Source organism: Pseudomonas sp. PI1, assembly GCF_000812405.1.
Classification (GTDB): domain Bacteria; phylum Pseudomonadota; class Gammaproteobacteria; order Pseudomonadales; family Pseudomonadaceae; genus Pseudomonas; species Pseudomonas citronellolis.
This window is the reverse complement of record NZ_JWMC01000102.1, coordinates 119,947-131,927: the sequence shown is the minus strand read 5'-3', so window position 1 is coordinate 131,927 and position 11,981 is coordinate 119,947. Positions and strand designations below refer to the sequence as shown.

The following is an 11,981-nucleotide window of genomic DNA, read 5'->3' as shown; positions in this document are numbered from 1 at the left end:
CGTCTTTCTCTCCTCAGCTCAGGCGCAGGCGGCTCGCGCCCACCAGCCAGCCGTAGATCACGTACAGCACCAGGGTGGCGAACAGCAGCAGGCCGCCCAGGGCCGTGGCCATGCCCCAGTTGATGGTGGTGTTGGTGTAGAAGGCGACGAAGTAGCTGACCATCTGGTCGTTCGGGCTGCCCAGCAGGGCCGGGGTGATGTAGTAGCCGATCGACAGGATGAACACCAGCAGGCAACCGGCGCCGACGCCGGCCACGGTCTGCGGGAAGTAGACCTTCCAGAAGGCGCCGAACGGGTGGCTGCCCAGGGAGATGGCCGCGCGCATGTAGCTGGGCGAGATGCTCTTCATCACGCTGAAGATCGGCAGGATCATGAACGGCAGCATGATGTGCACCATGGCGATGTACACGCCGGTGCGGTTGAACACCAGTTGCAGCGGCTGGTCGATCAGGCCCAGCTTGAGCAGCGCGCCGTTGATCAGCCCGCCGGACTGCAGCAGCACGATCCAGGCCGCGACGCGCACCAGGATGGAGGTCCAGAACGGCAGCAGCACCAGGATCATCAGCAGGTTGCTCTTGCGCGTCGGCAGGTTGGCCAGCAGGTAGGCCAGCGGGTAGGCCAGCAGCAGGCAGATGACGGTGATCACCGCGCCCATCCAGAAGGTGCGGGCGAAGATGTCCAGGTAGATGGACTGGTCCGGGGTGGCCGGGGCCAGCTCGCCGAGGTCGTCGATGCGGTGGTCGAGGGCCGCGAGCAGGTAATAGGGGGTGATGCTGCTGGCGTTGCGGCGGATCACCTGCCAGTAGGCCGGATCGCCCCAGCGCTCGTCGATGGTCTCCATGGCGTCCTTGTAGGAAGCCGGTTGCTCCTTGAACGGCAGGGCGCGGGCGGTCTTGGCCATCAGGCTGCGGTAGCCGGCCAGTTCCATGTTCAGGCGCTTGGAGAGGTCACCGATGGTCTGGTTCTTGCGCGCAGCGTAGAGGTCTTCGCTCAGGGCCTGGTAGACCGCGTCCGGCGGCAGCGACTTGCCGTCCCAGGTGGTGATGGCGTTGACCGTCTTGGGCAGCGAGCCGACCACTTCGGGGTTGTACACGCTCTTGTAGAGCAGCGCGGCGATCGGCACCAGGAAGGTAAGCAGAAGGAACAGCAGCAGCGGCAGGACCAGCGCCTGGGACTTCAGGCGGTTCATCCGCTCCGCACGCGCCAGGCGCTGCTTCAGGGTGGGGCCGGCGACCTCGTTCAAGGACACAGCGGTGGCCATAGCGAACTCCGGTAAAACGGGCCGCCCGCGAGGGCGGCCAAGGTGTGGTGTATCGGGTGTGTCACGGCGAGCGCCGCCGCGCCGGGAGCTTTTCCCGGCGGGAACGGCCCGCAGGGCCTGCGGGCCATGGCATCGCTGCCGCGGTTGCCGCCCGGGCGGGCGGCGGGACCTGCCTTACTTGGCGGCCCAGGCGTTGAAGCGCTGTTCCAGCTGCTCGCCGTAGTCGGCCCAGAAGGTCACGTCCATGCCCACCTGGTTGGCGATGTTTTCCGGGGTGGTCGGCATGTTGGCCTGCACGCTCTTGTCCAGCAGGCTCACGGTGTTCTTGTTCACCGGGCCGTAGGCGATGTTCTCGGCGTAGATCTTCTGCTGCTCGGGCTTGACCGAGAAGGCGATGAACTTCAGGGCTTCTTCTTTCTTCTTGTCGCCTTTCGGGATGGCCCAGGCGTCGAAGTCGTAGATGCCGCCGTTCCACACGACCTTCAGGTTGCTTTCCTTCTGCACCGAGGCGATGCGGCCGTTGTAGGCCGAGCTCATCACCACGTCACCGGAGGCGAGGTACTGCGGCGGCTGGGCGCCGGCTTCCCACCACTGGATGCTCGGCTTGATCTCGTCGAGCTTCTTGAAGGCGCGGTCCTGGCCTTCCTTGGTGGCCAGCACCTTGTAGACGTCCTTGGGCGCGACGCCGTCGGCCATCAGGGCGAATTCCAGGGTGTACTTGGCGCCCTTGCGCAGGCCGCGCTTGCCCGGGTACTTCTTCAGGTCCCAGAAGTCGGCCCAGCCGGTGGGGGCGGTCTTGAGCTTGTCGGCGTTGTAGGCCAGCACGGTGGACCACACGAAGAAGCCGACGCCGCAGTTGCTCACGGCGCCCGGGACGTAGTCCTCGGCCTTGCCGAGGATGGCCGGGTCGATTTCCTCGAACATGCCTTCGTCACAGCCGCGGGCCAGTTCCGGCGACTCCACCTCGACCAGGTCCCAGGTCACGCTGTTGGTGTCGACCATGGCCTTCACCTTGGCCATCTCGCCGTTGTACTCGCCGGCGACGATCTTGTTGCCGGTGGCCTTCTCGAAGGGCTGGTAGAAAGCCTTGGTCTGGGCGTCCTTGTTGGCGCCGCCGAAGGAGATCACGGTCAGATCGGTGGCCGCCATGGACTGCGCGGCACAAGCCAGGCCGAGGGTCAGCGCGGCGAGCTTGAGGCCGGCCTTCGACGGGTGGAACGGGGACTTCGACATTATTCTTCTCTCCACAGTGTGCTGGTTTGTTTTTCTTCGAATCAGGCCGCCGACAGCGGGTCGAGGGCACGCACGTGCTCCACGGCCCAGCCCAGCGGTACCACATCACCCACGCTCAGCGCAGGGTCGAGCTCGGCGATCGGCTGCTTGACGAAGAAATCGGTGCGGCCGCAAACCTCCAGGCGGATGCGCACGTGGTCGCCAAGATAGATGAACTCGGCCACACGGCCGGAGAAGCGGTTCACGCAGCTTTCGCTGTGCCCGTTCAGGCGCACCCGCTCGGGACGGATCGACAGGCTGACGGGGTCGCCGGGCTGGCCGACGTTCACCGCCAGCGCCTCGACCTTCTCGCCACGCGCCAGGGTCACCACGCAGCGCTCGCCCTCGTGGCTCGCCAGTTGCCCGGCGATGCGGTTGTTCTCGCCGATGAAGTTGGCCACGAAGGAGTTGCGCGGGTGTTCGTAGAGTTCGTGGGGCGGGGCGATCTGCTGGATCTCGCCCTGGTGGAACACCGCCACGCGGTCGGACATGGTCAGCGCCTCGCCCTGGTCGTGGGTCACGTAGACCACGGTCACGCCCAGGCGCTGGTGGATGTGCTTGATCTCCATCTGCATGTGCTCGCGCAGCTGCTTGTCGAGCGCACCCAGGGGTTCGTCCATCAGCACCAGCTGCGGCTCGAAGACCAGCGCCCGGGCCAGGGCCACGCGCTGCTGCTGGCCGCCGGAGAGCTGCGCCGGGTAGCGCCCGCCGAAGGCGTCGAGCTGGACCATGGACAGCGCGCGCTTGACGCGCTCAGCCACGTCGGTCTTGCTCATGCCGCGCACGGAGAGCGGGAAGGCCAGGTTCTCCGCCACGGTCATGTGCGGGAACAGGGCATAGTTCTGGAACACCATGCCGATGTCGCGCTTGTGCGGGGGGACGTTGTTGATGGAGCGGCCGGCCAGCTGGATCTCGCCGGAGGTGGGGGTTTCGAAACCGGCCAGCATCATCAGGCTGGTGGTCTTGCCGGAACCGGACGGCCCCAGCAGGGTGAGGAATTCGCCTTTGCGAATATCCAGGTTGAGGTCTTTGACGATGAGCGTCTCGCCGTCGTAGCTCTTCTGGACGCCACGGAAGCTCACCAGCACATCGTTCGCCTGAGTCTCGGCCATAACCGCACCTTTTGTATTTGTAAGAAGTTGCCGTGAAGCAAGACTAGAGAAGCCTGCAGCGCGCGCAAATCGGGCGGGAAGAGAACTTGCTATAAGGGTAGAAGAGGATCGTCTGTAGGGCGATCCCTACACGAAAAGTGTGGCCATCAGTCGCAGAAAGCCGGCGTCGCATTGACTGCGACACCGGCATATCCGAAAGCGACCTGGAGCCTGTCTACGATCTCGCGAGCTAGAGCAGGACAAGGCGGGAACAGGCGAGTGAGCGGAGTTCAGGTCGCTAAATGAGCATCGCTCGCCTGTTCTCAACGCAGTCATGCCGACGCACAGCAGATCGTAGGCAGGTTCTCAGCGTTTGGCCCAGTCCTGGAAGCGTTTCTCCAGAGCATCGCCATGCTCTGCCCAGAAGGCCACGTTCATGCCCAGCGCGTCGGCCATGTTGCGCGGCGCGGTGGGCAGGTTGGCGGCCACCTGCGGGTCGAGCTGCTCCACCGCCTTGCGGTTGGTCGGGCCGTAGGCGATGTTCTGCGCATAGACCTTCTGCTGCTCGGGCTGGCTGGCGAAGGCGATGAACTTCTCCGCCAGCTCCTTCTTCCACGCCCCGGACGGCAGCGCCCAGAAGTCGAAGTCGTAGATGCCGCCGGCCCAGGCCATGCGCAGGCCCTTCTGCTCGGGCTGGGCCGCGGCGATGCGGCCGTTGTAGGCCGAGCTCATGACCACGGTGCCGTCGGACAGGTCGCGCACCGGGTCCTGGCCGGACTTCCACCAGTGGATGCTCGGCTTGATCTCGTCGAGCTTACGGAAGGCGCGGTCGACGCCGCCGGGAGTGCCCAGCACCTGGTAGACGTCCTTGGGCGCCACGCCGTCGGCCATCAGGGCGAACTCCAGGCTGTACTTGGCGCCCCAGCGCAGGCCGCGCTTGCCGGGGAATTTCTTCAGGTCCCAGAAGTCGGCCCAGCCCTGGGGCTTGCCCTGCAGCTTGTCCTGGTTGTAGGCCAGCAGGGTGGTCCAGACGAAAATGCCGACGCCGCAGGGCTGCACCGCGCCGGGCACGAAGTCGGCGGGGTCGCCGATCAGGCGCTGGTCGAGCTTCTGGAACAGGCCCTCCTGGCAGCCGCGCGCCAGTTCCGGGGCCTCCACCTCGACCACGTCCCAGGACACATGGCTGATCTCCACCATCTGCCTGAGCTTGTCCAGGTCGCCATTATAGGAACCATGCACCACCGCCGTGCCGGTGGCCGCCTTGAAGGGTTCGTAGAAGGCCTTCTCCTGGGCCGCCTTGTTGGCCCCACCGAAGGAAATCACTGTCACGTAGTCCGCCAGCGCCGGCGTGGCGACAGTCCCCAGCAGGCCGGCCAGCAGCCCGCCCCGTACCGCTCGCAACAACATCCTTCTTCTCCTTGTTCTGATGAAGTACCCCACTGAGCGGGCAATGATTCCCTTTCGCCAGCCGGCGAGGTAGCCGGGCGTTGCAAAAACCGGAAGGGACTCACATAAGCATCGGCGAATCGCCCCGCCGCGCGCCGTTTCAGACCAGCTTATGCTCCACGGCATACTTGACCAGGTCGGCCACCGAATGCGCGCCGAGCTTCTGCATCAGCCGCGCTTTGTGGGTGCTGATGGTCTTGCTGCTGACCGCCAGGTGCTGGGCGATCTCGTTGACGCCCTCGCCCTTGACCAGGCGTTCGAACACCGAGAACTCGCGCTCGGAGAGCAGCGCGTGGGGCGGCCGCGAGTCGGTCAGGCCGACCTCGAAGACCATGCGGTCGGCCAGTTCCGGGTCGATGTAGCGGCCGCCGCTGGCGACCTTGCGGATGGCGGTGAGCAGCAGCGCCGGGTCGCTGTCCTTGGTGGCGTAGCCGGCGGCGCCGATCTTCAGCGCGCGGGCGGCCATCTGCACCTCGTCGTGCATGGACAGCATGAGGATCGCCGGCGGATCGTTCAGCGCGCGGATCCGCGGGATGGCCTCCAGGCCGTTGACGCCGGGCATGGAGATGTCCAGCAGGACCACCTCGCAGGGCACCTGGCGCAGGGTTTCGAGCAACTGCTCGCCGTTGGTGGCCTCGCCCACCACCTGCAGGTCCTTGGCCATGCCGATCAGTTGCTTGATGCCCTCGCGGACGATGGTGTGGTCTTCGGCCACCAGTACTCGAATCACGCTGCCCTCCCCGAACAGACAAAACCGCGCCGGCCCTTCACGGCCCCGGCTCCGGCAATTCCCCCGCATCCAGCGGCACGCGCACCCGCAGGCTGCTGCCCTCCCCCGGCTGGCTGTCGATCTCCAGCTCGCCGCCGAGCATCAGCACGCGCTCGCGCATGCCGACCAGGCCGAAGGAGCTGCCGCCCCAGGCCGCCGCGGTGTCGAAGCCGCAGCCATCGTCGCTGATGCTCAGGCAGAGTTCGTCGCCCTCCACCCGCAGGGCCAGTTCCACAGTATGCGCCTGCGCGTGGCGCATGACATTGGTCAGCGCCTCCTGGAGGATGCGGAACAACCCGATGGCCTTGGCGTCGCCCAGGCGCGGCGGGTTCTCCGGCACCTCCACCAGGCAGGGGATGCCGGTGCGCGTCTCGAAGCGCCGCGCCTGCCACTCCAGCGCCGAGCCGATACCGGCGTCGAGGATCGGCGGGCGCAGGGCCGAGGCCACGTCGCGCACCAGCTGGAACAGCTGGGCGATGAGCTTCTTCATGTTGCCCAGGCGCTCGCTCAGGCCGGGGTCCAGCTCGCCGTAACCCAGCTCGCACATGGAGGTTTCCAGTTTGAGCACGGTCAGCACCTGGCCCAGCTCGTCGTGCACTTCCCGGGCGATGCGCGCCTTCTCTTCCTCGCGCACGCTCTCCAGGTGCGCCGACAGCTCGCGCAGCTGCGCCCGCGACTGCGCCAGCTCCAGCTCGATCTGCTTGTTCTCGCTGATGTCCCAGACCACGCCGTCCCAGGCCAGGCGGCCGTCGTCCAGGCGCCGCGCGGTGGCCTTGATGTCCACCCAGCGCGGCTCGCCGGAACGGGTCAGGATGCGCCCCTGCCAGTGCCAGTTCTTGCCGCCGGCCACCGCTTCCAGTTGTCTCGCGAGGTAGCCGTCGCGGTCGCCCGGGTGCACCAGGCCGAGGATGCCCAGGCCGCTTTCGCGCAGGTAGCCGGGGGAATAGCCCAGCGAGGCCTCGCTGCCGCCGCTGATGAAGCTGAGATGGGCGAAGTCGGAGCCGCCCGGGGCGCTGGGCTCCAGGCGGAACACCAGGCCGGGGACGTTGGCGGCGATGCCCTGCAGGCGCGCCTCGCTCTCTTCCAGGGCGGCGCGAGCGCGGCGCCGCTCGGTGGCGTCGTTGAGGAACACCAGCAGGTATTCCGAGCCGCCGAAGCGCAGGAAGCTCAGCGACACCTCCGCCGGCAGCCACTGGCCGTCGGCGCGGCGCAGGTGGCTTTCGAAGCTCAGCGGGCCTTCTTCGCTGTTGCGCGCGCGGCGCCAGAGGTCGAGCCAGGCGTCCATGTCCAGGCCGGGCTCGAAGTCCGCCAGGGGCCGCTCGATCACCTCGCCGGGGGCGTAGCCGAGCATGTCCTCGGCGGCGCGGTTGGCGTAGCGCACGTGGCTGTCCCAGTTGACCCAGAGGATGCCCACGGTGCTGCTGTCGATGGCGAACTGCGTCAGGCGCAGGGCTTCCTCGGCCGCCTGGCGCAACTCCATGTCGCGGCGCGCGGCGAGCAGGCGCTGCTCCAGCACGTTGCGCTGGCGGCGCAGCCACAGCGCGGTGGCCAGGGCCATGAGCAGCAACAGGCCGAGGAGGATGCAGAGGTTCTGCCAGAAACCGGGGGACTGTCCCAGGCGCGGGTACTGCGGCTGCAGCCAGCGCTCGTGCAACTGGTCCAGCTGCTTGGCCGGCAGCGCGCGCAGGCTGGCGTCGAGGATGCCGGCCAGCTCCGGCAGATCGCGGCGGGTAGCCAGGCGCAACAGCTGTGGATAACCGATGTCGGCCAGCACGCGGAAGCCGGAGAACTCGACCTCGCGGCTGAGGCGGGCCAGGTGCGCCTCGTCGACCACCGCATAGCTGGCCTCCTGGCCGAGCACCCGGCGCAGGGCTTCGCGGTCGCTGTCGGTGAGCTGCAGTTCCAGGCCCGGGTAGGTGCCGCGCAGGTAGTCGGATACCGCGCCCGGGCCGCGCAGCGCCACGGGTTCGAGCACGCCCAGGCGCTCCAGCTCCACGGAGCCGGGACCGTCGCGGAAGCCGATGAGCAGGCGCGGCACCCGCAGGTAGGGGTCGGAGAACAGCCAATCGCGCAGGCTGGAAGGGGTCTGGCCGAGCCCCGGCGCCAGGTCGATTTCGCCGGCGCGGGCGGCACGCTCCAGTTCATCCTGGTCGGCATAGACGCGCCACTGCAGGCTCACCTGCAACGCGCCGGCGATCCAGTCGAGCAGTTCGACATGGGCGCCGGAGAGCTGCTGCAGGCGCCGGTCCTGCTGGGCGTAGGGCGCATCCAGGACCACCCCGACGCGCAGCTGCGGGTGCGCTTGCAGCCAGGCGCGCTGGGCGGCGTCCAGGGGCACACCGGGCGGCGCGTCCTGCGCGGCGCCCCACAATGGAATGCACAACAGGAACGCCGCCACGGCGTTCCAGCACAGTCGTCCCATGCCCGCTCCCCGAGAAAAAAGCGCGCCTACATTACCCCATGGCGGGGGGAACCCGGAAAGGCCGGTGCCTGACAAAGCAGAAACAAGGGATTAGTCTGGCCGTTTTGCCAGGCCAGCCCGAGCCACGCAAGGAACCCGCCCCATGTCCCGTCCCGCACAGCCTACCCGCCTCGCCCTCTGCCTGGCCCTGAGCCTGGCGCCCCTGGTGCCGGGCTGGGCCGAAGACACACCGGCCAGCCCGCCCGGCCCGGCGGTGGCGCCGGCAGCGCCCGCGCGCCCGGCCCTGGAGGAACGCAGCCAGGACGAAGCCAGCGCCCTGCAGCAGCGCCTGCCGCAGAAGCAGCAACAGACGCTGCAGGCCGGCGAGGAAAGCTTCCTCGCCCTGTGGCTGCCGGCCAACGCGCCGCAGGCCGAGGGCGTGGTGATCATAGTCCCCGGCGATGGCGAGAACCCCGACTGGCCGGTGGCGGTGGGCCCGCTGCGGCGCAAGCTGCCCGATGCCGGCTGGCAGACCCTCGCCCTCGGCCTGCCCGACCCGCAGGACAGCCAGCCGGTGCCGCGCAAGGAAAGCCCGGACAAGGCCGCCGCCGACAGCGACGCCGGCGCCAGCAGCAAGGACGTCCAGGGCGAATCCGGCGCCGCCACGCCCACGCCGGAAAGCACCGCCGAGGCCGGCAGCGGCGAACCGGCCCAGGCCAGCAGCGAGGCGCCGCCGGCGCCGGATGCGGCCATCGAGCGGCGCAAGGCCTATGCCGAGCGGGTCATGGCGCGCATCCAGGCCGGCCTCGACTTCGCCCTGCAAGGCAAGCCCAGGAGCATCGTCCTCCTCGGCCACGGCACCGGCGCCTACTGGGCGGCACGCTACCTGGCCGAGCGCGAACCCGGCGAAATCCACAACCTGCTGATCGTCGATGCCGAAGTGCCGCGGGACTTCCGCCCGGCGCTGGAAGACATGGTGCCGCGCCTGCAGCTGGCCACCGGCGACTTCTATTACAAGGACAGGCGCGTCGACCGCGACGCCGCCAAGGCCCGCCTGCAGGCGAGCCGGCGCGAGACCGGCAAGACCTACGTGCAGATCGGCATGAACGCCCTGCCGGCCGACCGCGCCACCGAGCAGGACCAGCTCTACCGGCGCATCCGCGGCTGGCTGTCGCTGCACATCAAGCAGGCGCCCGCCGAGTAAACCGGCCCCGAGCCCTAGCGGAAGCCGCGACGCTCGCGCACCAGCGCATAGGCCTGCTGGATCTCGCGGGTCTTCTCGGTAGCGGCGGCGATGCGCGCCTCGCCGGCGCCGGCCAGCTTGTCCGGGTGGTGCTGGCTGATCAGCCGGCGGTAGGCGCGCTTGATCTCCTCCACCGGGCTGTCATCCTCCACGCCCAATAAACGCAGCGCCTGGCGATAGCTTTCCGCCCGGCTCGGCGGCGCGCGCAGGGCCTCGGCGCCGGCGGCCAGGGACAGCACGGTGGCGCGCGGCAGGCCGAAGCTCTCGCCCCAGCGCAGGATCAGCGCCTTCTCCGCCGCGCTCGGCGCGCCGGCCGCCCAGGCCATGCGCCAGCAGGCCTGCAGCAGGCCGTCGACGCTGGGCCGCAGGCCCCGGCATTGCTGCACGCCCTCCTCCAGGCGCGGCCCGCCGTGCTTGCCGCGGTTGAAGGCATCGATGGCGCGCAGACGGCCGGCCTCGTCCAGGCCCAGGCGCAACATTTCCGCCCGAGCCTGCTGGATGTGCGCGTCCTGCACGCGACCACGGCTCTTGGCCACGCGGCCGAGCAGGAGGAACAGCAGCTCCTCCTCCGGCACCCGCGCGCCGCCGCGCAGCTCATCGAGGAGTTCGCGCCAACTGCGCCGGCGCAGGCGACGGTCCAGCACCTGGCCGAGCAGGCCGCCGAGCATGGCCCCGGGGATGCTCGCCAGCGCCCAGCCGGCGACTATGCCTATCAGGGTGCCCGGCCAGAACATTCAACCGGCCGCCAGCAGACGTTCGACTTCGGCCAGGCGCTCGTGGGTGCCGACATCCACCCAGCGCCCGCGGTGCAGCTCGCCGCTGACACGGCCGGCGGCCATGGCCTCGCGCAGCAGCGGCGCCAGCCTGAAGGCGCCGCCCGTGCAGGCGGCGAACAGTGCCGGGTGCAGTACGGCGATGCCGCTGTAGGTGTAGCTGGGCTCGCCTTCGCGATAGTCGCCGACGCGTTCACCCTCCAGGCGGAAGTCGCCGCGGGTGTTGTGCCCGGGGTTGTCCACCAGCACCAGGTGCGCCAGGTCGCCCTCGGCCAGCGCGCCCGGCAGGCGCGCGTAGTCGAAGTCGGTCCAGATGTCGCCGTTGACCAGGGCGAAGGGCGCCTCGCCGAGCAGCGGCAGGGCGCGGAAGATGCCGCCACCGGTCTCCAGCGGCTCGCCTTCGGCGGAATAGCGGATGGCGACGCCGAAGCGCGAGCCATCGCCGAGGTAGTCCTCGATCTGCTGGCCCAGCCAGGCATGGTTGATCACCAGATCATGGAAGCCGGCTCGGCGCAGGGCCAGCAGTTGGTGCTCGATCAGCGGCCGGCCGCCGGCCGGCACCAGCGGCTTGGGCGTGTGCAGGGTCAGCGGGCGCATGCGCTCGCCCTTGCCTGCGGCGAGGAGCATCGCCTTCATGGCGCCACCGGTTGCGGCAGCTCGGCGAGCAGCGCGCCCAGGTCGGCCAGCTCGGGGCGGCGGGCGACGACGCTGTCGAGGTAGCGGAAGAAGCGCGGTACGTCGCCCAGGTAACGCGGCTTGCCGTCGCGGTGGCAGATGCGCGCGAAGATGCCGATCACCTTCAGGTGGCGCTGCACGCCCATCAGGTCGCTGGCGCGGAAGAACTCCTCGAAGGTCGGCGGCAACGGAATGCCGGCGGCCTGGGCCTTGCGCCAGTAGCGGCTGAGGCCGTCGTGCACGCGCGGCTCGGGCCAGCTGAGGAAGGCGTCCTTATAAAGGCAGGTGACGTCGTAGGTCACCGGGCCGTACACCGCATCCTGAAAATCGAGGATGCCGGGGTTCGGCTCGCTGAGCATCAGGTTGCGCGGCATGTAGTCACGGTGCACCAGCACCCGCGGCTGCTCCAGCGCGCTGCTCACCAGGCGGTCGCAGGTGCGCTGCCAGCGCGCCAGTTGCTCGCCTTGCAGCTCGATGTTCAGGTGACGGCCCAGGTACCACTCGGGGAACAGGCCCAGCTCGCGGCGCAGCAGCGCCTCGTCGTAGGCCGGCAGGCGGCCTTCGGCCGGCACCCGCTGGAAGGCCACCAGGGCGTCCAGGGCGTCCTCGAAGAGTTCCTCGGCGTTCTGCGGGTTGAGCACGTCCAGGTAGGTTTGGCGGCCCAGGTCGTCGAGCAGCAGCAGGCCCTGCTCCAGGTCCTGGGCAAGAATCCGCGGCACGTGCACCCCGGCCTCGGCGAGCATGCCGGCCACCTTGACGAAGGGGCGGCAGTCCTCCTGGGGCGGCGGCGCGTCCATGACGATCAGCGTGCGGCCCTCGCCCTGCCAGCGGAAATAGCGGCGGAAGCTGGCGTCGCTGCTGGCCGGGGTGAGCTCGGCGGGCGGCACCGGCCCCCATCCCTCGGCACTGAACACTACGGGTAAACAAGAGTCCAACCAGCGATTCAGGAGCTGGTAACGGGCATCCTCAGACATCTTTGGGGGTTCTCCACGGCCCTAGCCGTTGCGCGGGTCATGCTTTATTATCCAGCATCTTTTTGAGCCCATCGAG

Annotated in this window: 10 protein-coding genes; 1 reads left to right on the top strand and 9 read right to left on the bottom strand. The window is 68.8% G+C overall.

Features of this window, described 5'->3' with window-relative positions; genetic code table 11:
• Positions 1-13: 13 nt before the first annotated feature.
• From RN02_RS30820 to RN02_RS30795, 6 genes are all read right to left on the bottom strand, one after another.
• On the bottom strand, positions 14-1,261 hold the full coding sequence (locus tag RN02_RS30820; RefSeq protein WP_009615600.1) for an ABC transporter permease: 1,248 nt from the start codon (positions 1,259-1,261) through the stop codon (positions 14-16).
• 174 nt (positions 1,262-1,435) lie between these two features.
• The gene (locus RN02_RS30815; RefSeq protein ID WP_043319244.1) at positions 1,436-2,494 is read right to left on the bottom strand and encodes an ABC transporter substrate-binding protein; all 1,059 of its coding nucleotides are present in this window, start codon (positions 2,492-2,494) and stop codon (positions 1,436-1,438) included.
• Between the two features lie 41 nt (positions 2,495-2,535).
• Positions 2,536-3,645 (bottom strand): ABC transporter ATP-binding protein, encoded by a 1,110-nt coding sequence (locus tag RN02_RS30810; protein WP_009615598.1) that lies wholly within the window; start codon positions 3,643-3,645, stop codon positions 2,536-2,538.
• Positions 3,646-3,990: 345 nt separating this feature from the next.
• Complete coding sequence (locus tag RN02_RS30805) at positions 3,991-5,028, bottom strand: ABC transporter substrate-binding protein (protein WP_141679871.1); 1,038 nt, start codon at positions 5,026-5,028, stop codon at positions 3,991-3,993.
• A 142-nt stretch (positions 5,029-5,170) separates the two neighbouring features.
• The gene (locus RN02_RS30800) at positions 5,171-5,800 is read right to left on the bottom strand and encodes a response regulator (RefSeq protein WP_043269277.1); all 630 of its coding nucleotides are present in this window, start codon (positions 5,798-5,800) and stop codon (positions 5,171-5,173) included.
• 37 nt (positions 5,801-5,837) lie between these two features.
• The gene (locus RN02_RS30795; RefSeq protein ID WP_043319242.1) at positions 5,838-8,261 is read right to left on the bottom strand and encodes a PAS domain-containing sensor histidine kinase; all 2,424 of its coding nucleotides are present in this window, start codon (positions 8,259-8,261) and stop codon (positions 5,838-5,840) included.
• 142 nt (positions 8,262-8,403) lie between these two features.
• Here RN02_RS30795 and RN02_RS30790 point away from each other — a divergent pair, with 142 nt between their 5' ends.
• Positions 8,404-9,444 carry an alpha/beta hydrolase family protein gene (locus RN02_RS30790; protein ID WP_043319240.1) on the top strand — a complete coding sequence of 347 codons (1,041 nt, stop codon included), beginning with the start codon at positions 8,404-8,406 and terminating at the stop codon, positions 9,442-9,444.
• A 14-nt stretch (positions 9,445-9,458) separates the two neighbouring features.
• On the opposite strand, the gene RN02_RS30785 is transcribed toward RN02_RS30790, so the two are convergent.
• From RN02_RS30785 to RN02_RS30775, 3 genes are read right to left on the bottom strand one after another with little or no spacing between them, the layout of a single operon-like run.
• Positions 9,459-10,217, bottom strand: a complete 759-nt coding sequence (locus RN02_RS30785; RefSeq protein ID WP_009615593.1) for a DnaJ domain-containing protein — start codon at positions 10,215-10,217, stop codon at positions 9,459-9,461.
• On the bottom strand, positions 10,218-10,892 hold the full coding sequence (gene murU / locus RN02_RS30780) for an N-acetylmuramate alpha-1-phosphate uridylyltransferase MurU (RefSeq protein ID WP_043319237.1): 675 nt from the start codon (positions 10,890-10,892) through the stop codon (positions 10,218-10,220).
• Complete coding sequence (locus RN02_RS30775; RefSeq protein ID WP_043319235.1) at positions 10,889-11,905, bottom strand: aminoglycoside phosphotransferase family protein; 1,017 nt, start codon at positions 11,903-11,905, stop codon at positions 10,889-10,891. Before RN02_RS30775 ends, murU begins: the two co-directional genes overlap by 4 nt.
• Between the last annotated feature and the right edge of the window lie 76 nt (positions 11,906-11,981).